Here is a 20,858-nt window from a genome sequence, read left to right on the forward strand (position 1 = left end):
AGAAGTGACGGACCGCAAAGGAGCCTTGCAGGCGCTGCAGCGCTGCCAACCTGCGCTGGGCAGGGTGCGAAGCCTGCTGTGCGACAGCGGCTACGTGGGCAAGCCGTTCGCCCTGGGCGTGCAAGAGATCCTGGGCGAGCACGTCACCGTTCAGATCGCCAAGCGAAGCGAGTTGCACGCGTTCAAGGTGATGCCTCAGCGCTGGGTGGTGGAGCGCAGCTTTGCCTGGTTGGACAAGAACAGGCGTTTATGGAAGAACTGCGAGAGGTTGCTCAACACCAGCTTGCAGTTCGTCCACTTGGCATTCTTGGCTTTGCTGTGTCGAAGATCGTAAACAGGCTCTTAGGCGTAAGTCGACGTGGTGTCGTCGCGCCAGACCTCAAACGCCGGCTGGTGGTGGGGCGCAAGAGCGACGGACGCAGCGTGTACGACGAAGCGGCGAAGTCGGAACTGGTGGCACTGTGTCGACGGCCGGGCGCCTCGGTGTCGCGCTTGGCGCGTGAGTGCGGCGTCAACGCCAACCAGGTCAGCCGCTGGCTGCGCGAGCATGGCGACAGTGGGCGTGCGCGCAGGGCCGTTGCAAACGTAGCTGCCGCACCTTCGGCATTCGTGGCGGTCTCTATGCCTGCAACGGCGCCGGTTGCGGCCGCAAGCAGCGACAGCATCGCCGCTGTCATGGACATGCATGCAAGACTGGGCACATCGGCGTGTTCGAGGGCAACGGCGGCGACCTGCGCATCGGCCTGTCGCGCCAGTCGCTGCACGACGGCCGGCGCTGGGTGCACGAGCCGCTGCGGCTGACGGTGGTGATCGATGCGCCCGCGGCGGCCATCGAGTCGGTCATCGCCCGGCATGCGGTGCTGCAGCAGTTGCCGGGCAACGGGTGGCTGCACCTGTGGCGCTTCGGGGAGGCGGGGCTGGAGCGGCGCGAGGGCGGACGCTGGTTGCCCGTGGACGCGGGCGGGGCCTGAGTACCCCGGCGATCAGCCAATGGATGACGGGCGCGGCGGCCGGGCTGGTGGACAATCACGTCCACCCATGCTCACCATCCACGCCGACACTTCGCACGTCATCCAGCTCGCGGTGGGGCCTGCCTTTATGCTGGCCGCCATCGGCAGCACGCTGACCGTGCTCACCAACCGCCTGGCCCGCATCAATGACCGCACCATCAAGCGCCGGGACGACCAGGAGCATGCGCCCACCGAGGCCAGCCCGGCGCTGCAGCAGGAGCTGCAGGCGCTCAACCGCCGCGCCAAGGTGGTGAATGCCGCCATCACGGTGGCTGCGGCCTGTGCGATCCTGGTGTGTTTCCTGATCGTCTCGCTCTTCGTGGGCAACGAGCTGGGCATCGCGTTCGACCGGCCGGTGGCCGGCCTTTTCGTGCTGGCCATGCTGGGGCTGGTGGCCACCTACACGCTCATGCTGGTGGAGATCTACCTGGCGCAGCACAGCATCAACCCGACCTGAGTATGCAGGTCCCTCTTTCCCGGGAGTCCTGATGTCCAGGCTGATGACTTTCCTCTCCATGGCCGGCGTGCTGGCCGCGCTGTACTTCGCCTACCGGTATGGCGCCTTCTGACCGGCAGGCAGTGCGTCAGGCCGCGTGCGCGCGCAGCCAGGCCACGGTATCGGCGGTCACCTCGTCGCGGTTGGTTTCGTTCAGGATTTCATGGCGGCCGGCCGGGTAGAGCTTCACGGTCACGTCGGCGATGCCCGCGTCGTGGTAGCGCTGGCCCAGGATCTGCAGCCGCTTGCCGCCGCCGGCAAGCGGATCCGCGTCGCCGGACGCGATCAGAATGGGCAGGTCGCTGCGGATGCCGGCGAGCCGGGCCGGATCAGCGAGGCGTGAGGCGGGCGCCATCAAGGCCGGGAACACGTCGGGGGGAACGTCCCATCCACACCAGGGATTGGCGACGTAGGCATCCACCTCGGCGGCGTCGCGCGAAAGCCATTCGTAGCCCGTGCGGTGCGCGAAGCCCGCGTTGAGCGCTGCCAGACCTGCGGGGGCGCCCGGCGGCGGATTCGCCAGGTCGGCGGCGAACAGGTCCAGCGCGGTCGATCCGGACAGGACCACGCCGGACCACGTGGCCGAGTGGTCGAGGAGGGCCGCCTGCGCGGCGAAGGAGCCCATCGAGTGCGCGAAGAGGAAGAGTGGAAGCTTCCCGTGCCGGGCCCGCAGCAGGGCGCCGAACTGGGCCACGTCGGCGATCAGGCCACCAAAGCCGGCCGCGCCGAAGTCGCCCATGCGCCCGCCTGCGGTGCGCCCGTGGCCGCGGTGGTCCACCGCGTGGACCAGGAACCCGGCAGCGTTCAGCGACCTGGCGAAGCGGTCGTAGCGCTCGCCGTGCTCGGCGAGCCCGTGGGCGATCTGCACTACGCCCGTGGGGTCGCCGGACACGTCGTCCCAGGTGTAGGTCGCCACGGAGATGCCGTCCGCATCGGAAGGGAAGGATGAGGTGGTCGTGCTCATCGTTTCATTCTCACATGGCGGTGGCCTGGCGGAAGCCGCCCTTGCGCACCTCCGGCCCCTCCCCCAGCCGCCGCAGCGCGCGCTCGCACTCCGCCAGAAGGGGCTCGCGCCGCGCTGCCAGCCAGCCGACGGCGAACCAGGCCTTCGGATGCTTCGCCGCGAGCTGGCGGTATTGCGCTTGCGCCACCTGTTCGTCGTTGAGGCGGCCCAGGGCGTCCTGCGCGGGCTCCAGGTGGCGCAGGAAATCCTTGCCGCCGCCCTTGAGCGCCGGCGCGAGGAATTCTGCCAGGTAGCGCAGGCGCTTGATGCGCTTGCGCACGCCGTGGCGGCGTTCTGCCGGCAGGCTGGCGAACGAGGCCGCATCTTCGGAGATGCCGCGGTGCAGCTTGTGCAGGGCCTTGCGCAGCGCGCGCCGGGTGGCGTCCGCGTCCAGCCCGCGTTCCTCGCCGCCGCGCGCCTGCGGCGGCCGGCCTGGCGTGGCAGCGAAGCCCATCAGCGCGATCAGGGTGGACTGGAACGCGGCATCGGCCACGATGTGCTGCGGGGATTCGGTGGGCGTGCCGCTGGTGTCCACGGCGGGCGCCCCGGCCTGGCGGAGCGCTTCGCCGATCTGCTCCAGCACGTGCCCGCCGTCGCGCAGGGCGCCCAGGCGGCGGAAGGCGGAGCGCAGGGGCTCCTGCCACGCAGGATCGAAGCGGCCGGGTGCCAGGCGGTCGAGTTCGCGCAGGGCGGTGCGCAGGCGCCGCAGGCCCACGCGCAGCTGGTGGATGTGCTTCTCGCCGCCGTGGCCGTGCATGATCTCGCTCGCGTTGGCCAGGATATGCTCCAGGCAGTGGGCGATGACGGTCCGCTGCAGGTCCTGTCCTGCGGGGAGGTGCCCCTTCTGCGCGCGCAACGCGGCGGCCTTGGCCGCGGGCCCGGCGGCCCGACCGGCCCGCAGGCGCTCGCCCCGCTCGGCCTTGGAGAGGGTGCTCAGTACCAGCCCGTGCGTGCGGGCCCACTGGATCGCGGCCGCCGCGAGGGCGGGCACGGAACCCTGCTTCAGCTCGAGTTCCAGTTCGCACAGGGGTTCGGACACCTCGCCCGCACCGCCGCTGCGGGCCACCACGCGGCCGACATCCAGCGCCACTTCCATCGCGCCGCCGCCGGGCAGGGGGATGTCGCGCGCCACGCGCTCGAATTCCGTGCCGTAGGTGGCAACAGGCGCGGCCTGGGCGCCCGCCAGCGCCTTGGCGAGCTGCCGCCCGGCGGTGGAGCCGGCGTGCAGGGCCGGGTCGGGACGGGGAATGCCGGCCGGGACGGCGGGCCGCGGCAAGGGCGCGTTGTGCTCCCCGCGCGCCAGCGGCCCATCCCCCAGGGTCTTCACGGTCTGCACCCAGGTCCCGCCTTCGTTGCGCACACGCCATGCGATGCCGTGGCGGGCGAGGTCGCCCTCGGGCGTGTCGAAGTAATGCGCTTCCATGCGGCGTGCAGTGAAGGGGCCCTGCTGCAACGCGGCCTCCACGCCTTCCAGGCGGTGCGCGGGGATCAGGAACTTGAATTCGATTTCCATGGGAGTCTCCTGAAAACGTGCGGATGTTCGCCGGGGGCGGGACGCAGGATTGTCGGACCTGCGCCCGGGCCTCGCCGATCCTGTTTCGGTCAGGCCGGGACCGTGCCCTGACGCGGCGGAGGCATCGCCGATGTTCGCATTGTCCCGGTAGGCCGCGCCGTAGCTGTTGACGCTGTCATGGCTGCATGTGCATCGTTCCCTGGTCCTACAGGGGCTCATGCGCGCGAGGGCTAATTTCTCGCCCATGCCGGAAAAAAATCTCAAGAGTTCATGGGCCCTTGCCAAACAGGCGGCCTCGTCGTGGGTGGATGACTACGCGCCCAGCATGGGCGCAGCGCTGTCGTACTACAGCGTGTTCTCGCTTGCGCCCTTGCTGGTGATCGTCATTTCCATCGCGGGCCTGGTGTTCGGCGAAGAGGCCGCGCGCGGCGAGGTGTTCGCCCAGCTCAGCGGCCTGATGGGGGCGGACGCCGCCGCGGCAGTGGAGGAACTGCTCAACGCCGCCGCCAGGCCGACGACGGGCATCACCTCTGCCGTGATCGGGCTGGGGGTGCTGCTGATCGGCGCCACCACCGTGTTCGGGGAACTGCAGGACGCGCTGGACCGCATCTGGCGGGCACCGGTGCGTGAGGGGGCCACGGGGCTGTGGGGGCTGCTGCGCGCGCGGTTTCTGTCGTTCGGGATGATCCTCGGCATCGCGTTCCTGCTGATGGTTTCGCTCGTCATGAGCGCGGCGGTGTCGGCGCTGGGCAAGTGGTGGGCGCCAGCGTTCGGCGGCTGGGAGGTGCTGGCGCAGGCGATCAACGCGGGAGTGGGCTTTGCGCTTACCACCGTGGTGTTCGCGATGATCTACAAGATCATGCCGCGCGTGAGCGTGCGCTGGCACGACGTCTGGCTGGGCGCCGCGATCACCGCGGTGCTGTTCACAGTGGGCCGGATGCTCATCGGGCTCTACATCGGCAAGACCGCGCTGGCTTCCGGCTTCGGTGCGGCGGGGTCGCTGGCTGTCATTTTCGTGTGGGTGTACTACTCGGCGCAGATCTTCCTGATGGGGGCTGAATTCACATGGGTGTATGCGCGCACCTTCGGATCGATGCGGGAGCGGCGCGGGGGTGGTCCCGAATTGCCCGGAGCGAATACCCACCTGCCAGGATGACTGTAAAAAACATCCATTGACCATCCAGATGGATGGTAATAGGATGGCGCATGACTTCGCTCCAGAATGCCCAGCGCCTGCCCAAGGTAGGTGATTCCGAAAAGATCACCATCAACCTCGGATACGTTGACCTCGGCCACATCGACCTGCTGGTTGCCGAGAGCTTCTATGGCAACCGCACGGACTTCATCCGCACGGCGATCCGCAACCAGCTCGCGGTGCACGCCGAAGCGCTGCGGCAGGTGGTGGCGCGCAAGATGCTGGTGCTGGGCCTGCAGCGTTTCTCGGCAGCCGATCTGGAGGCCGCGCGCGCTGCGGGCGAGCGGCTGCAGATCCGCGTGCTCGGCCTTGCCACGATCGACCCGGACGTCACGCCGGAGCTGGCGCTGGCCACCATCGATTCCCTCACCGTGCTCGGTGCGCTGCAGGCCAGCAGCGCCGTGAAGACCGCGCTGGCCGGGCGCATCCATTGACCCCCCACGAAAGCACCCTGTGAACCCACTATTCCAGCAATTGATGGCCGATGCCACGCGTTCCACGCGCGGCGGCCGGCTCGGCGAAGCCACCGAGGCCATCCAGCGTGCGTTGCGCGGGGTGGGTGCACACGCGCAGGCGGCGGCGGGGTCGCCTCCGGCGTTCCGCGGTGCTCCGGGCCCGTCGGCGGACCCCGTGGTGCTGGATGGACTGGTCCGCGAGGTGCCGGAGCCGAATGCGGCGGATGAGGTCCACGAGGCGCCCCGGCCCATGGGCGCGGCGCCTCGCGAGGCCCGCGGCGAGCGCTGGCAGTCCGGCAGTTTCAGCCACCAGAACCGCACGCTCGCCTACCGGCTCTACCTTCCGCCAGAAGCACCGGGCGACGGAGCACCGCGGCCGATGGTGGTCATGCTGCACGGCTGCACCCAGCATGCCGAGGATTTCGCGGTGGGCACGCGCATGAATGCGCTGGCGCGGGAGCTCGGCGTGGTGGTGCTCTACCCGGAGCAGACGCAGCACGCCAATGCCCAGAAATGCTGGAACTGGTTCAAGCCGCAGCATCAGCGGCGAGGGCGCGGGGAGCCGGCGGTGATCGCCGCGTTGGCCCGTTCGGTCGCCACCACGCACCGCGTGGACCCGGCGAGGGTGTATGTCGCGGGCCTGTCCGCGGGCGGCGCGATGGCGGACGTGGCCGGGCATTGCTACCCGGACGTATTCGCAGCCGTGGGTGTGCATTCCGGCCTGCCGTACGGCTGCGCGGCGGATGTTTCCTCAGCGCTGTCGGCCATGCGCAGCGGCCCGGGTCAGGGACCGGCTGCCGCCGCAGGATCGCGCGGCGTGGCGCTGCCGACCATCGTGTTCCACGGCGATGCGGACAGCACCGTCCACGTCCGCAACGCGGAGGCGCTCGTGGAGGCGCTGCGCCACGGCTCGGGGCAGGGCGCGGGCGCAGCGGCCGCCCCGCGCGTTACCCGGGGCCGGTCCAGCCAGGGCGCGCGGCACACGCGCACCGTCTATACGGATGCGGCCGGCCGCGATTCGCTCGAATACTGGCAACTGCACGGCGCCGGCCATGCCTGGTCGGGCGGCAGCGCCAGCGGCAGCTACACGGACCCGTCGGGCGTGGACGCGAGCGCGGAGATGCTGCGCTTTTTCCTCGCGCATCCGCGCTCTGCGCGCTGACCCGGCGGGTGCTGCCTGCGAAGCCGGCAGATCCCCGGGATACTGGCACGGCCCATGGGGGCTTGGGCGCCGGCGGACCGGAATCGTGCCTACACTGGCAATCATGATCTCCCTGGTTTGCGCCTTCGCCACCCTGGCCGCACTGCTGCACGCAGCGGCCGGCGCGCGAGCGGCCGCCAAGCGGATGCGCCGCCCGCTCCTGCCCGTACCTTCCTGAGCCCGGCGGCCCGCTCCCTCCCCCTCTTCACCGTTCTTCTTGCGCAAACCTCCGCCGCCGGGCTCCTGCCTTGCGCGAACGAACGCGGCCGTCCTCCTGCGCCCGACCGCAGCGACCTGCCGCATCCAACGATGGAGTGCCTTCCCATGCATGCAGTGGTTCAGATTCAGAGCGAGCGCGTGCTCACCGATCTCGATTTCGCGCGCCTGTCGCGCCTCGCGGGCCAGCAGCCCGCGCCCCCGTCCCTGGCGGATCTGCTGGAGAACGCGGACGTCACCAGCTCCCGCGCCGTGGAGCCGGACGTGGTCACGATGTACTCGCGGGTGGAAATCGTGGACACCGCGACCGGTGCCCGCCAGGTGCTGACGATCTGCTATCCGCGGGATGCCGACCTCGCGGCGGGCTTCGTCTCGGTGCTGTCGCCCGTGGGCAGCAGTCTGCTGGGCCTGCGCGTCGGGCAGATTGCCCGGTGGTGCACGCCGCGCGGCGAGGCCTGCGAGGCCACCGTGGCGGTCATACAGCACCAGCCCGAGGCCGAGGGCGATTACCTGCGCTAGGAGCGCCTCGCTCGATCCTTCTGCCGTCGTTTGCGCGGAGTGTCTGCGATGCGACGCCTTGCCGGCCCCGCGCCCCGCGCCCCGCGCCATCGACCATGCCGGCGGGAGGCCTCGTTCGCGGCCGCGGCGGTCCGGCTGCCGATCACGTCCAGAGACGTGAGCGCCACGAATGCCATCCTCCTGCGGGTGGCCGCCAGCATGACTATCGGCGAACACATCCTGCCGCCCTTGCTGGCCCGCTGGAAGGTGTCGCACCCCCAGGGCGCGGTGCAGCTGCAGATCGCGAACACTCCCGGTGCGCTTGCTGCCGGCTGCTGGCACGGATGGGCTGCGCTACCCCGCGACCGCGCGCTGGCGGTGGTGATGCCCCGGAAGCGGTCGCTGGGGCAGGGGGGCGAGGCGTTTTTGCGGATGGCTTCGAAGGAGGCGCTTCAAAAAACGGTGATTCGTAGCTTCCCGGCTCCGGTGCTTCTCTTACCTTGCTCCAAGTCCCTGAAACGTCTTCGTGCTGTACAACTCCCTAGGCAACCGCTTGAGCATCGGCAACCCGGTCGCCCCATCCTTCCCCTGCTTCTCGATGTAGCTGAAAAACACATCCGCATCCAGCACCCCGATATCCAGCCGCCGCGCGGCAGGCACCGCAGCCAGCGTCTTGTACCCATCCCCACCCGTGGCGTTGAAGCTCAGCACGAACAGCTTGTATGTCTTCGTGGCATTCAGCGGCTCCCACGCGCCCGAGGCAGCATTGCGCACTTCGATGCCGGAGACGCGCTGGCCGGCCGCTGCAGCGGCGTTCACGTCGAAGCGCAGGCCGCCGGTGTAGGGGTATGGGCCGGTGGAGCCGCCGGTGCCGAAGACGGCTTCCATGCCGTCTTCCAGCATGGCCTTCACTTCCGTGCCGGTCACGTCCAGGCGGAAGAGCATGTTGCCGAAGGGCAGGACCTGGATGACCTGGGCGGCCGAGACGGTGCCCTGCAGGGGGATGCGCACGCCGCCGCCGCTTTGCAGCGAGATGTCGGCGCCGCCGTAGCGGGCGTTGGCCACGTCGAGGTAGGCCTGGGCGACCAGTTGCTGGATGTCGCCGCCGCGCGCGCTCACGCTGCCTTCGGCGTTGCAGGCGGCGCTGGAGCGGCTGTAGTCGGTGGAGCCGGCGCCGCCGGGCACGCGGCGGGAACACAGTTCCTCGGGCGCCACGGCGACCTGGGTGCGGTTGAACACGGCCACGCGGTCCTTGAAGGGCTGCAGGGTGGCGGTGGCCGCGGTGGAGGGCGGGGTCACGCGCAGGAAGCCGGTGGCGGCCACGCTGGCCTGCAGGGCCTTCGCTTCGGCCTCCGTCGGGGCCTTGCCGCCGATGGTGAAGTTGTCGCCGATGAGCACGTGTGGGGTGCCGGCGCACTGGGTGACGTTGCCGTCGGCGTCGAAGTTCACCTTCAGTTCCCCCACCACCTGGGCGTATTCCCAGGCCTGCACGATGCAGACGGGGCGGCCGTCCTTGTCGGTGGTGCGCGTCGGGTAGGCGCCGCCGGGCGTGCCCACTCCGGTGGTCTTGAGCGCGTCCGGGCCGAGCAGGGTGTGCGAGTCAGCGCCCACCACCACGTCCACGCCCGAGAGTTTGGGCACGATCTGGCGGTCGGCGTCGTAGCCGATGTGGCTCATGAGCACGATCTTGTTGATGCCCTGGCCGCGCAGGCGGTCGATCTCGCGCTGGGCGGCGGTGGCTTCGTCCTCGAAGGTGGTGTCCGGGTCGGGGCTGGAGGAGGCCTTGGTCTTGCCGGCGATGGTGAGGCCGATGATGCCGATCTTCTGGCCACCGCGCTCGACGACGGTGGAGGCCTGGACGGCATCCGGGGCCTTGGCCGCATTGAGTGCGGAGCCGGCGCCGAAGCGCACGTTGGCGCTCAGGGCCGGCGTCTTGCAACTGCCTTTGCGCAGCAGGTCCAGGAAGTTCTTCAGGCCCGTGTCGCCCTTGTCGAATTCGTGGTTGCCGAGGGTGAAGGCGTCGAAGCAGACGGTGTTCATCAGCGCCGCGTCGGCCTCGCCGTCGGCACCCGCGCGGTTGAAGTACAGGGTGCCGGTCAGGGCGTCGCCCGCGTGCAGCTTGAGCACGTTGGTCGAGCGCTTCGAGAGTTCGTCCATGGCGGCGGTGACGCGCGGGAAGCCGCCTGCATCCACGGCCACGGTGGCGGGCGTGGAGCCGCCCGTGGAGAGCTGCAGGGTCCGGGACTTGGACTCCAGCGTGGAGTGGTGGTCGTTGATATGCAGGATGGTGAGCTCCATCGGCTCGCCCTGGAGTACGCCACCCGATCCCCCTCCGCCGCAGGCCGCCACCAGGGCTGCCGCGGCCACCGCTGCGCTCCGCTTCAGAATACGGTGTCCCAGGACGCGGCGCAGTGCGCTTTCCTTGTGTTTCCCCAAGTTGGCCATCATGGCGTTCTCCTTACTGCTCGTGACAAAAGCCCGCATGCTTGCGGCGCGGCGTGACAGAACGATGAATGGGGGAGGGTGGAGCAAGTGATTGGGGGCACACTCCGGGTTTGTTGCGATCCCTTCCTTCTATCCATCCATGGCCGCGCCTGCTTCCGCTTCTTCTTCCGCCGTTACGGATCCCGGTTTTCCCGCCATCCTCTGCACGGTGGACGTGGTGCTGCTGACACTGAAGGGCGGGGTGCTGCACGCCGTGCTGCTGCGGCGGGCCGACGGGCCGCACGCGGGCGGCTGGGCGCTGCCGGGCGGCTTCATCCATGCGCAGGAGGACGCCACGGCGTGGGATGCGGCGGCCCGCGTGCTACGCGAGAAGACGGGCATCGCCAGCCCCTACCTGGAGCAGCTGGCGACCTATTCCGGGGCGCGGCGCGATCCGCGCGGCTGGTCCGTCTCCATCGTCTATTGCGCGCTGGTGCCGGCGGAGCTGCTGCCGGAAGACAGCGAGCGGCTGCAGGTGGCGCCCGTGGGCGCGCTGCCGGCGCTGGCCTTCGACCATGCGGACATGGTGGCGCTGGCGGTGTCGCGGGTGCGGTCCAAGAGCCAGTATTCGTCGCTGCCGGTGTATTTCTGCGGGGAGCGCATGACGCTGCCGCAGTTGCAGGCGGTGTACGAGGCGGTGCTGGGCGAGCCGGTGAACAAGGTGAGCTTCCGCCGCAAGATCGACGAGCTGGGCATGCTGGAGCCGGTGGACGGGCTGATGGAGTCCGGCGCGCCGCACCGGCCGGCGCAGGTGTACCGGCTGCGGGAGGCCTTCCGCCGGTCCCTGTCCGTGGTGCCGCGGGGCCTGAATAGTTGAAACCTGTTCAAGGTTGTCCCGCGGTGGTGCGGGGGCGCGCCGGCCTTCCTAGAATGCGGGCACGATGTCCGCCGGCATGTCCCCGTCCCCTTCCTCCGCGATGCCCTTCCCCGTGCCGGTGCGCACGGAGTGCCCGCCCGGCGCCTGCAATTGCGACCTGCAGGCGATGCTCGCGGCGCCGGACGCGGACCGCCGGGTGCTGCGGCTCACGCGCGACGAAGAGAAGCGCCTGGTGCAGCGCCTGGAGGCCATCGAGAGCCTGGCGGACCTGCGGCGCATCGAGGGCCGGCTGGAGGAGCAACTGGGCATCCGGCTGAGCATCTCGCAGGGGGCGAGCGAGGTGCGCACGCTGCGCGGCATCGCGATCCTGGTGCACGAGCAGCGCGGGCTGTGCCGCAAGACGCGGCAGGCGATCGCCGCGGCCATCCGCCGGGGCATGGAGCGTCGGCCGGAGATCGCCTTCGCGCTGCTGGACGAGGGCGGCCTGTTCGGCTGATGCCGGGTGGCGTGGCCAGGGGCGGCCTTGTACCACGGCATGCAATTCCCCGTGCGAGCACGGCCTCGCGGCGGCTCCTACACTCGGCCGTTCCTGACATTCCCAACCCAACTACCAGGACCCGACACCATGGAATTGCTCGACGTGCTGCAGTGGCGCTATGCCACGAAAAAGATGGACCCCGCCCGCGCCGTGCCGCAGGACAAGGTGGACCGCATCGTGGAGGCGGCCCGGCTGGCGCCCACCTCCAGCGGCCTGCAACCCTTCGAGGTCATCGTGGTGACGAACCCCGACGTGCGCGCCCGCATCCGCGAAGTGGCGTGGAACCAGGCCCAGGTGACGGACGGCTCGCACCTGCTGGTGTTCGCGGCCTGGAACGACTACACGACAGAGCGCATCAACGCGATGTTCGACTACACGAACGAGGTGCGGGGCTTCCGCAACGAAGGCTGGGAGAACTACCGCAACATGCTGCTGGGCTCATACCCGCAGCGCGGCGCGGAGGTGAATTTCCAGCACGCCGCACGGCAGGCCTACATCGGCTTCGGCGCGGCACTGATCGCCGCCGCCGCGGAGCAGGTGGACAGCACGCCCATGGAGGGCTTCCAGCCCGAGGCGGTGGACGAGATCCTGGGCCTGCACGCGCGCGGGCTGCGCAGCGTCACCCTCCTGCCGCTGGGTTATCGCCAGCCCGACGGCGACTGGCTGGTGAACCTGCAGAAGGTGCGCCGTCCGCGCGACCAGTTCGTGACGGAAGTGCGCTGACCGGCTGCCGCGCCGTCAGAACAGGCGGCGCAGCAACGCGATCAGCGCCAGCCCGGCATGTGCTGCCACGGCGCGCAGCGCACGCTCGCGGTGTTCGCGCCAGTGCGCGTTCAGCCCCATCTCGTGCGGGACCTGCGGCACGCGGCCGTGCGACAGGTCCTCCAGCAGGCCTTCGAGCACGTTGATCCGGTCGGCCAGCAGAAGCAGCAGCCAGTGGCGCACGTCGCTCTCGCTGGCGCGGAAGGCCAGCCGGCGCAGCATGCTTGCTGGAGAAGGTGTGGTACGCCTCGGCAACGTTTTCCAGCGCGAAGCGGTGGGTGATGATTTCGTGGAGCTTGAGGCGCCCGGCCTGGATGTGCTCGATGAGCCGGGGCCGGTGGCGCTTCACGCTGGCCTGGCTCATGCGCAGGGTCAGGTCCTTGTTCACGGCATTGCCGATGGGCACGCCATTGAAGGCGGGGCCGTACACGCCGACGATCGACATGGTGCCGCCCTTGCGCACGGAGTTGATGCACCAGTGCAGCACCGTGGCCGCGCCGCCCTGCAGCTTGAGTCGAACGCCCGCGAGGGACTGCGCGAACGAGCCCGCGGCCTCGCAGCCCACGGCATCGATGCACACGTCGGGCCCCAGGCCGTCGGTCATGTGCTTGAGGTGCACGGCCATGCCGGGCACGCTCTTGAAGCCCTCGGTTTCGCAGGGCGCGTACTGGCGCACGAAATCGAAGCGGCACGCGCACGTGCTCGGCCTGGCGCACGAGCGCGTGACGCGCACGATGGCATCGCTGGGATGTTCGATGTCGGGCTCGGCGTTGCGTGTCGCGCGTACGCGGCAGGGGCCGTGGCAGTTCATTGCCAGCATGGAGGGGCTGCCTTTCGCGTGGTCGGTGGCGTGGTCGGCGGTGCGAACGGCAAGCATCCGCGCTCCGGTGCATCTTCCGGAGCGCGTGCGCGGCGGTAATGCAGGACGGGCGTACGCTTGCAGTCACCGGGACGGGGGCGTGTCCTCCGCATCGCCTGACAGATCGGCCGGCGTATCCACGTCGCGCAGGATGCCCGGGTCATCCACCGTCACGGTGCGTGCGGCATCCCAATCGATCCGGTGCGCGGCCGCCTGCGCGCCGCCGGCCTGTGCCAGGGAGGCGAAGTACCGGCGTGGAATGCCGCGCGGATTGCCGGGGCGGCCCTGCCAGACCGGCAGTGCGGGCGCACCAGGATGTCGCACCAGCGCGTCGCGCAGTGCCGCCAGCGTGTCGTCGTGCACCCACGGCATGTCCGCCAGGCCCACCACCACGGCCTGCAGTGCGGGCTGTGCCAGGGCCCAGTGCATGGCGGCCGCGAGGGAGGTGCCCTGGCCTTCGCTGCAGCGCTCGTTCGGCACGGCGTCGAGCCCGAGGCGTGCGCAGAGTTCGATGCCGAAGTCGTCATGAGGGGGCACGACCACGGCGGTCCGCGCGAAGACGCGCGCGAAAGACCCGGCCGCGGCGGCGAGCAGCGGCGTGCCGTCCGGCAGCAGGGCGCGGCGCTTGTCGCTGCCGAAACGCGACGATGCGCCGGCCGCCAGGATGATGCCGGCGACCGCGGATGGGGCCTCTGTACCCGGATGCTCGGCAGAAACGGCGGAGGAAGGTCGCAGACCGGATGGGGGCACGGAAGGCATGGCCGCAGCATACGGCGCGGCATGGCCTTGCGCCGCCAGAGGGGCTGCTGAGGCCCGGCGAAGCGGTACCGGCGAGGCGCTGCATCGCAGGCCGCATGGGTCGTATGGCCGCGCCAGGCCGACCATGGGCGCGCGATCTTCCTACAGGGGCTGCCGGACCTGCCGACGACACTGTTTCGTCCACCGGCCGTGAAGGAAGCGAGATGTCATCCAGCCACCCCACGTCGGTCGCCCGCGCCAGCGGTCCGGCCGACTCCGCCGTGTCGATCCACGCCGTACGCCTGCATGTGAACGGAACGCCACAGCACCTCGATATTCCCTGCTGGGTCACGCTGCTCGACACGCTGCGCGACCTGCTCCAGCTCACCGGCACCAAGAAGGGTTGCGACCACGGGCAGTGCGGTGCCTGCACGGTGCTGGTGGACGGGCAGCGCATTAACAGCTGCCTCACCCTCGCCGTGATGCACGACGGCGCACACATCACCACCGTGGAGGGCCTTGCCGGCCTGCGGAACGGTACAAGGGCTGATGCCGAGGCCGATGCGGGCCCTGCCTTTGCGGATGCGCGGCAGGACAACCATCCACTGCACCCGCTGCAGCAGGCTTTCATCGACCACGACGCATTCCAGTGCGGCTACTGCACGCCGGGGCAGCTGTGCTCCGCCGCAGGCCTGCTGAGCGAAGGTGGCGTGCGCACGGCCGACGACATTCGCGAGCGCATGAGCGGCAACCTGTGCCGTTGTGGCGCGTATCCGCAGATCGTGCAGGCCGTCGCCGAAGTGGCGGGTGTGCCGTTGCGTGGGCCCATGCGGTCGTCCTGGCTGCAGGCCCAGCCGGCGCAGGCTGGGGAGGGTGCGGCATGAGGGGCTTCGACTACGTGGTGGCGTTGGATGACGAGATGGCGCTCGCCACCATGCCGCAGGGCATGCACCACGCGAGCGAACGGGCGCCGCCCGCGAAGTTCATCGCCGGAGGCACCAACCTCATCGACCTGATGAAGGAAAGCGTGATGCGGCCGAGCCGCCTCGTGGACGTGGGCCGCCTGCCCTTCGCTGGCATCGAGGAGGCCGAGGACGGCGGCGTGCGCCTGGGGGCACTGGCCCGCAACGCCGCCACCGCACACCATCCACTCGTGCGCGAGCGCTATCCGATGCTCGCGGCCGCCATCCTCGCCGGGGCCTCGCCGCAGATCCGCAACATGGCCACCAACGGCGGCAACCTGCTGCAGCGCACGCGCTGCCACTACTTCTACGACGTGGCCGTGCCGTGCAACAAGCGCGAGCCGGGCACGGGCTGCCCCGCGCGCAACGGGCTGGCGCGGCAGCTGGCCATCCTGGGCACGAGCGACCATTGCATCGCCACGCACCCGTCCGACATGTGCGTGGCCCTGGCGGCGCTGGAGACCCTGGTGCATGTGCGCTCCCCGCGCGGCGAGCGCACGATTGCCTTCTCGGACTTCCACCGGCTGCCCGGCAGCGAGCCCGACCGCGACACGGTACTGGCGGGCGATGAGCTCATCACCCACATCGCCCTGCCGGCGCAGGGTTTCGCACAGCACGGCGCCTACCTGAAGGTGCGCGACCGTGCCTCGTACGCGTTCGCGCTGGTGTCGGTCGCGGCGGGGCTGGACGTGGGCGAGGACGGCCGCATCCGCACGGCGCGCATCGCCGTGGGCGGCGTGGCTCCCAAGCCCTGGCGCGTGCCGGAGGCCGAGGAAGTGCTGGCGGGCTGCGCGCCGACGGCGCAGGCCTTTGCGCGGGCGGCCGGGCGGCTGCTGCAGGGCGCACGCGGCCATGGCGCACCCGGTGGCCCGGGCGACAACCGCTTCAAGATCGAACTGGCCCGGCGTGCCATCGTGCGCGCGCTGGAGATGGCGCGTGACGGCGAACTCACCAACACCGGCGAACTGGGCGCCGGCCACGACCAGGGCGCGCAACCATGAACGCACCGATGCCGAACGAAGCGGCGGACCGCGCACAGGCGGGGCAGCAGCCCCGCGCCGATGCCGGCACCGGGCCGGTGAAGCTGGGCATGCCGGTCTCGCGTGTGGACGGGCGCCTGAAGGTGACGGGCCAGGCGCGCTATGCGGCCGAGCACCATGCGGAGGGCATGGCCCATGGCGTGGTGGTCAACAGCAGCATCACCCGGGGCCGCATCCTGCGCATGCATCTCGAGCGCGCCCGCGCGGTGCCGGGTGTGCTGGACATCATCACGCACGAGAACCGACCGAAGGTCCGCTCCATGGACCTGTTCTACAAGGACATGACGGCCCCCGGCGGCTCGCCCTTCAAGCCGCTGCTGGACGGCGAGGTGCGCTATAGCGGCCAGCCCGTCGCGCTGGTGGTGGCCTGCACGTTCGAGGCGGCGCGCTGCGCAGCGTCCTTGGTGGAGATCGACTACGAGGTGGAGCGCCACGAGACGCATCTGCTGCGCCACCTGGGCCGCGCGCGCGATCCCAGCCGGATGAAGGCCGGCTATTCGCCGCCCCCGAAGCCGCGCGGCGACGCCGACGGCGCCTTCGAGCGCGCACCGGTGAAGATCGAGGCCGAGTACTACAGCGGCGTGGAACACCACAACCCGATGGAGATGCATGCCTCCACCGTGCTGCGCGCGGAGGACGGACACCTCACCATCTACGACAAGACGCAGAGCCCGCAGAACAGCCGCTGGCTGGTCTCGCGCGTGTTCGGCCTGTGCGAGGACGAGGTCACCGTGCGCAATCCGTTCGTGGGCGGCGCGTTCGGCTCGGGGCTGCGCCCGCAGTACCAGCTGGTGCTGGCCGTGATGGCGGCGCTGCACCTGCAGTGCTCGGTGCGCGTGGTGCTCACGCGCCAGCAGATGTTTACCTTCGGCCACCGGCCAGAGACCTGGCAGCGCCTGAAGCTCGCGGCCGACCGGGACGGCACGCTGCGCGCCATCGTGCACGAGGCGGTCGCGGAGACGTCGCGCATGGAGGACTACGTGGAGGTGGTGGTGAACTGGTCCGGCCAGCTCTACCGCTGCGACAACGTGCGGCTGGGCTATCGCCTCGTGCCGCTGGACCAGTACACGCCCATCGACATGCGCGCGCCCGGCGCGGCGCACGGCGTGCATGCGCTCGAGGTCGCCATGGACGAGTTGGCCTACGCGCTGCGCATGGACCCGCTCGCGCTGCGCCTGAAGAACTACGCCGACCATGATGCGTCGAAAGACCTGCCGTTTTCCACCAAGGAGCTGCGCGCCTGCTATGGCCTGGGCGCGGCCCGCTTCGGCTGGGACGGCCGGCCGATCGAACCCCGCTCGATGCGCGAGGGCCGCGAACTCGTGGGCTGGGGCATGGCCACCGGCACCTGGGATGCGATGCAGATTTTCGCCAAGGTGCGCGCGGTGCTGCGCGCCGACGGTCACCTGGAAGTGAGCAGCGCGGCGTCGGACATCGGCACCGGCACGTACACGGTGATGTCGATGATCGCGGCCGAGGCGATGGGCCTGCCGCTGGAGCGCGTGACGTTCCGCCTGGGCGATTCCACGCTGCCGATGGCGCCGATCGAGGGTGGCTCGTCCCACGTGGCCACCGTCGGCTCGGCGGTGGAGGGTGCCTGCGAGAAGCTGCGCCGCCTGCTGTGGGCGCTGGCGCAGCGCACGCGCGGCTCGGGCTTCGGGCGCACGCTGCTGCGCGACGTGGAGTTCGTGGACGGCCGGCTGCGCCGCCGCGGCGCGCCCGCTCATGATCGCGGCATGGCCCTCACCGACATCCTCGCCGCCCAGGGCCGCTCGCAGGTCGAGGCCCGCTACCTGCTGCTGCCCAATGTGCTGAAGCAGAAGAACTACGTGCGCGCCACGCATTCGGCCGTGTTCTGCGAGGTGAAGGTGGATGAGGAACTGGGCACCGTGCGCGTGACCCGCGTGGTGAGCGCGATCGCGGCGGGCCGCATCCTGAGCGCCAAGACGGCGCACAGCCAGATCACCGGCGGGGTGGTCTGGGGCATCAGCCAGGCCCTGCACGAAGAGACGCAGGCCGACCATGCGCTGGGCCGGTTCATGAACCACAACTACGCCGAGTACCACGTGGCCTCGAATGCCGACACGCCGCCCATCGACGTGATCTTCGTGCAGGAGGATGACCGCATCGTGAGCCGCCTGGGCGCCAAGGGCGTGGGCGAGATCGGCATTGTGGGCGTGGCCGCTGCCGTGTGCAATGCGATCTTCCATGCCACCGGCCTGCGCGTGCGCTCCACACCGATGACGCCCGACAAGGTGATGCGACCCGCGCCCGACGCGCCGCCCCAATCCATGGAACACGTGCCCGCCGGCTTGGCTGCGCAGGCGATGGACGCACCGCAGTGACGCACGAATCCGCACCCGAACTGCGCGTGGCCCGTGCGCTGCATGGCTGGCGCGCTGCCGGCCGCCACGCGGTGCTCGCCACCGTGCTGCGCACCTGGGGCTCGTCGCCGCGGCCCGTGGGCTCGTGGATGGCGCTGCGGGATGACGGCCTGATAGAAGGCTCGGTTTCCGGCGGCTGCATCGAGGACGACCTGCTGCGGCGCTGCCTGCCGGGCGCCGCGCAGTGGGGCGGGCGGGCGCCGGAGCGTGTGCGCTACGGGCTCACCGCCGACGAGGCGCACCGCTTCGGCCTGCCGTGTGGCGGCACCCTGGAGCTGCTGCTCGAATACGACCCCCACGCGCAGTGGCTGCAGCGCCTCGTGCAGTGGCTGCAGGAGCGCCGGGTGGTGTGGCGGCACCTGCGCTGTGCGGACGGCGCGGTGACGCTCTCGACCGAAAGCCTCGCCGCGGCCGCGCAGGGCGCGACCTCGCTGCTCGACCATGGCGACACGCTGGCGCAGCGCCTGGGGCCTTCGCACCGCATGTTGCTGATCGGTGCGGGCGCCCTCACCGAATGCCTCGCATCGATGGCCATGCCCTGCGGCTTCGCGGTGGCCGTCTGTGACCCGCGCGAGGAGCACCGGCAGGGCTGGCGCCTGCCCGGCGTGGAACTCGTCGATGGCATGCCCGACGATGCCGTACTGGCGATGGGCATGGATGCGCGCACCTGCGTCATCGCGCTCACCCACGACCCGAAACTGGACGATCTTGCGCTGCTGGAGGCCCTGCAGGGCGATGCGTTCTACGTCGGTGCCATCGGGTCCGCCGCCACCACGGCAGCGCGCCGGCAGCGGCTGCGCGAGCACTTCGACATCGGCGAGGACGCGCTCGCTTGCCTGCGCGGGCCGATCGGCCTGGCGATCGGCAGCCGCACGCCGCCGGAGATCGCGGTGAGCGTGCTGGCCGAGGTGCTCGCTGCCAAGAACGGGTTGGTGCTGCCCGCCGCATCGCGCATGACCGAGGTCGCACTCATCCATGGCGATGCCGCCCCGGGCGCGGCCTGCGGCTGGACGCCCCACGGAGGTGCTGCGGCTGCCTGACGCGGGCACGGCGCGGGCGCCGATGGGGCCGTAGGAGGGGGCCGACCGGCAGGGGGGCGACGCACCGATGGAGTGCAACCCCATGCTGGGGAACCATGGAGCCATACGCCACCGGTACCCCATCATGAGAACCTCCACGCTGACCGCCCCCGCTTCCGACGCCGCCGTCGCAGGCCGTCCCGCTCCCCGACGAACGCCCGCGCATGCGCGCGTGCGCGCGCCGGAAGGACGCTACCAGCAGCTGCATACCGCGCTGCACCAGGCGGCGCCCACGGCCGAGGCGCGGCGCCAGGGCGCTGCGCTGCTGCGCGAGACGCAGGCCCGTGCGGACCTGCCGCCGGCCACGCTGCCGGAGCGCCCGGAAGACCTGCACGACTGGATGGCCGCGAGCCATGCTGCCGTATCGGCGCAGTACGGCGAATATCTCGCCGCGCGGCGTGCGGGCGAAGGCCGGCGGTACTTTCGCAACCGCGCCCACGCGCTGCACTTCCTGCGGGCCGTGGCACCGACCAAGCTGGTGGACGGCAGCTGGCTCTACGGCGTGCTGCGCCATGCGCGCAACCCGCGCATGGAGGAGCTGGTGCGCACCTACCTGGAAGAGCTGGGCGATGGCGCACCCGACAAGAACCACGTGCTGCTCTACCGCCAGCTGCTGTCGCGCTATGGCCTCTCGCAGGGCCCGGCTCTGCCCGATGCGCTCTACGAGCAGGGTGCGGTGCAACTCGCGCTCGCCTGGAACGCGGATGAGTTCCTGCCCGAAGTCATCGGCTTCAACCTGGGCTACGAACAGTTGCCGCTGCACCTGCTGATCACCTCGTACGAGCTCAACGAACTGGGCATCGATCCGTACTACTTCACACTGCACGTGACGGTGGACAACGCCGACACGGGGCATGCCCGCCAGGCCTGCGATGCCGTTCTGGCGCTGCTGCCGCGCCATGGCGACACGCAGGCCTTCTGGCAGCGCGTGCGCGACGGCGCACGCCTGGGCGACGTGGGCCTGGGCACCACCCGTGTGATCGCGGACTTCGACATCCGAGCCGAAGTGGTGCGCATCTTCCAGGCCAAGTGCGGTGCCGGCCAGGGTATGCATTCGGACTACTGCAAGGTGGCTGGCCGCAGCGTGAACGACTGGCTGTCGGCGCCCGAGGGCATGGATGCCTTCCTGGAGGCGCTGGTGCAGGCGAACTGGATCCAACCCGGCCGCCCGGTGGCTGAAAGCCGCTTCTGGGGCCTGCTGCAGGGGCCGCGCTCGGAAATGTTCGGCGTGTTCTCGCCCTACGAACTGCAGGTGATCCACGACTGGATCCGGGGCGACGAGGCGAGTGCCGACGGCCAGGCGTTCTTCGAACCGGCATCGGCCAACGAAACGCGGCGCCGCCCGACGTTCCGCGCGCTGCAGCGTGCGCGCCGCAGCGACGCCGGCGCCGCGGGGTCTGCCGACGTGCTGGACCCCGACCTGGTGGCCTTCAAGGAACACCTTGGCACGCTGGACGCCGATGCGCAGTTCGAGGCCCTGGTGGCGGCGATGTCGCCGTCTGAGCACTGGACACCGGTGGGCCTGTACGCCACACGCCGCTTCGTGGCATCGCACCCCTGACTCCATGGCCCCGGACCGCTGCAGTCCAGGAGACCGATACGAGAAAG

At 70.4% G+C, this 20,858-nt stretch carries 19 protein-coding genes and 3 pseudogenes; 16 read left to right on the top strand and 6 right to left on the bottom strand.

The window, feature by feature from the left end; translation table 11 throughout:
* The 4 genes and pseudogenes from BLR05_RS21510 to BLR05_RS21525 form a co-directional block, all read left to right on the top strand.
* Positions 1-334 (top strand): transposase (locus tag BLR05_RS21510; RefSeq protein ID WP_143015873.1); only part of this gene is annotated, 334 nt, incomplete at its 5' end.
* Positions 250-549, top strand: a pseudogene (locus BLR05_RS27775) (transposase); the annotation flags it as partial. The gene BLR05_RS21510 and the pseudogene BLR05_RS27775, both read left to right, overlap by 85 nt.
* Positions 550-680: 131 nt before the next feature.
* Positions 681-971, top strand: a pseudogene (locus BLR05_RS21520) (putative inorganic carbon transporter subunit DabA); the annotation flags it as partial.
* A 67-nt stretch (positions 972-1,038) separates the two neighbouring features.
* On the top strand, positions 1,039-1,467 hold the full coding sequence (locus BLR05_RS21525) for a DUF2721 domain-containing protein (RefSeq protein ID WP_013596305.1): 429 nt from the start codon (positions 1,039-1,041) through the stop codon (positions 1,465-1,467).
* Between the two features lie 127 nt (positions 1,468-1,594).
* On the opposite strand, the gene BLR05_RS21530 is transcribed toward BLR05_RS21525, so the two are convergent.
* The gene (locus BLR05_RS21530; protein WP_092838701.1) at positions 1,595-2,470 is read right to left on the bottom strand and encodes an alpha/beta fold hydrolase; all 876 of its coding nucleotides are present in this window, start codon (positions 2,468-2,470) and stop codon (positions 1,595-1,597) included.
* 10 nt (positions 2,471-2,480) lie between these two features.
* Entirely contained in the window at positions 2,481-4,022 is a 1,542-nt protein-coding gene (locus tag BLR05_RS21535; RefSeq protein ID WP_092838704.1) for a CYTH and CHAD domain-containing protein, read from the bottom strand.
* A gap of 244 nt (positions 4,023-4,266) precedes the next feature.
* Here BLR05_RS21535 and BLR05_RS21540 point away from each other — a divergent pair, with 244 nt between their 5' ends.
* The 4 genes from BLR05_RS21540 (at position 4,267) to BLR05_RS21555 (ending at position 7,608) form a co-directional block, all read left to right on the top strand.
* On the top strand, positions 4,267-5,178 hold the full coding sequence (locus BLR05_RS21540) for a YihY/virulence factor BrkB family protein (RefSeq protein ID WP_092838707.1): 912 nt from the start codon (positions 4,267-4,269) through the stop codon (positions 5,176-5,178).
* A 50-nt stretch (positions 5,179-5,228) separates the two neighbouring features.
* The gene (locus tag BLR05_RS21545; RefSeq protein ID WP_092838710.1) at positions 5,229-5,651 is read left to right on the top strand and encodes a CopG family transcriptional regulator; all 423 of its coding nucleotides are present in this window, start codon (positions 5,229-5,231) and stop codon (positions 5,649-5,651) included.
* 19 nt (positions 5,652-5,670) lie between these two features.
* Positions 5,671-6,834, top strand: a complete 1,164-nt coding sequence (locus tag BLR05_RS21550) for an extracellular catalytic domain type 1 short-chain-length polyhydroxyalkanoate depolymerase (protein ID WP_092838713.1) — start codon at positions 5,671-5,673, stop codon at positions 6,832-6,834.
* A 363-nt stretch (positions 6,835-7,197) separates the two neighbouring features.
* Positions 7,198-7,608, top strand: a complete 411-nt coding sequence (locus BLR05_RS21555; RefSeq protein WP_092838716.1) for a GreA/GreB family elongation factor — start codon at positions 7,198-7,200, stop codon at positions 7,606-7,608.
* Between the two features lie 474 nt (positions 7,609-8,082).
* Here the strand turns inward: BLR05_RS21555 and BLR05_RS21560 are convergent, their stop codons facing one another.
* Positions 8,083-10,035 carry a bifunctional metallophosphatase/5'-nucleotidase gene (locus BLR05_RS21560; RefSeq protein WP_225978980.1) on the bottom strand — a complete coding sequence of 651 codons (1,953 nt, stop codon included), beginning with the start codon at positions 10,033-10,035 and terminating at the stop codon, positions 8,083-8,085.
* Positions 10,036-10,171: 136 nt separating this feature from the next.
* On the opposite strand from BLR05_RS21560, the gene BLR05_RS21565 reads away from it, so the two are divergent.
* The 3 genes from BLR05_RS21565 to BLR05_RS21575 all read left to right on the top strand — a co-directional run bounded on the left by BLR05_RS21565 (position 10,172) and on the right by BLR05_RS21575 (position 12,149).
* Positions 10,172-10,888, top strand: coding sequence for an NUDIX hydrolase (locus BLR05_RS21565; protein ID WP_092838719.1), 717 nt, complete (start codon positions 10,172-10,174; stop codon positions 10,886-10,888).
* Between the two features lie 64 nt (positions 10,889-10,952).
* Complete coding sequence (locus tag BLR05_RS21570) at positions 10,953-11,384, top strand: hypothetical protein (protein ID WP_092838722.1); 432 nt, start codon at positions 10,953-10,955, stop codon at positions 11,382-11,384.
* A gap of 129 nt (positions 11,385-11,513) precedes the next feature.
* A complete protein-coding gene (locus tag BLR05_RS21575; RefSeq protein ID WP_092838725.1) occupies positions 11,514-12,149 on the top strand; it encodes an NAD(P)H-dependent oxidoreductase in 636 nt (211 codons plus the stop codon).
* 15 nt (positions 12,150-12,164) lie between these two features.
* Here the strand turns inward: BLR05_RS21575 and BLR05_RS21580 are convergent, their stop codons facing one another.
* The 3 genes and pseudogenes from BLR05_RS21580 to BLR05_RS21590 all read right to left on the bottom strand — a co-directional run bounded on the left by BLR05_RS21580 (position 12,165) and on the right by BLR05_RS21590 (position 13,806).
* Positions 12,165-12,410: a hypothetical protein gene (locus BLR05_RS21580; RefSeq protein ID WP_225978979.1), complete on the bottom strand. Its 246-nt coding sequence runs from the start codon at positions 12,408-12,410 to the stop codon at positions 12,165-12,167.
* A gap of 1 nt (position 12,411) precedes the next feature.
* Positions 12,412-12,876: pseudogene (locus BLR05_RS27780) on the bottom strand (MDR/zinc-dependent alcohol dehydrogenase-like family protein); the annotation flags it as partial.
* A 255-nt stretch (positions 12,877-13,131) separates the two neighbouring features.
* The gene (locus tag BLR05_RS21590) at positions 13,132-13,806 is read right to left on the bottom strand and encodes a nucleotidyltransferase family protein (RefSeq protein WP_092838728.1); all 675 of its coding nucleotides are present in this window, start codon (positions 13,804-13,806) and stop codon (positions 13,132-13,134) included.
* 203 nt (positions 13,807-14,009) lie between these two features.
* Between BLR05_RS21590 and BLR05_RS21595 the strand changes: the two genes are divergently transcribed.
* From BLR05_RS21595 to BLR05_RS21615, 5 genes are all read left to right on the top strand, one after another.
* Positions 14,010-14,669, top strand: a complete 660-nt coding sequence (locus BLR05_RS21595) for a (2Fe-2S)-binding protein (RefSeq protein ID WP_092838731.1) — start codon at positions 14,010-14,012, stop codon at positions 14,667-14,669.
* The gene (locus tag BLR05_RS21600) at positions 14,666-15,748 is read left to right on the top strand and encodes an FAD binding domain-containing protein (RefSeq protein WP_092838734.1); all 1,083 of its coding nucleotides are present in this window, start codon (positions 14,666-14,668) and stop codon (positions 15,746-15,748) included. Before BLR05_RS21595 ends, BLR05_RS21600 begins: the two co-directional genes overlap by 4 nt.
* Positions 15,745-18,132 carry a xanthine dehydrogenase family protein molybdopterin-binding subunit gene (locus BLR05_RS21605; protein ID WP_092838737.1) on the top strand — a complete coding sequence of 796 codons (2,388 nt, stop codon included), beginning with the start codon at positions 15,745-15,747 and terminating at the stop codon, positions 18,130-18,132. The genes BLR05_RS21600 and BLR05_RS21605 overlap by 4 nt, the downstream gene beginning before the upstream one ends.
* A complete protein-coding gene (locus BLR05_RS21610) occupies positions 18,129-19,211 on the top strand; it encodes an XdhC family protein (RefSeq protein ID WP_092838740.1) in 1,083 nt (360 codons plus the stop codon). The genes BLR05_RS21605 and BLR05_RS21610 overlap by 4 nt, the downstream gene beginning before the upstream one ends.
* A gap of 124 nt (positions 19,212-19,335) precedes the next feature.
* Positions 19,336-20,811, top strand: coding sequence for an iron-containing redox enzyme family protein (locus tag BLR05_RS21615; RefSeq protein ID WP_225978978.1), 1,476 nt, complete (start codon positions 19,336-19,338; stop codon positions 20,809-20,811).
* Positions 20,812-20,858 lie beyond the last annotated feature (47 nt).

The organism is Paracidovorax cattleyae, from assembly GCF_900104515.1.
Classification (GTDB): Bacteria; Pseudomonadota; Gammaproteobacteria; order Burkholderiales; family Burkholderiaceae_C; genus Paracidovorax; species Paracidovorax cattleyae.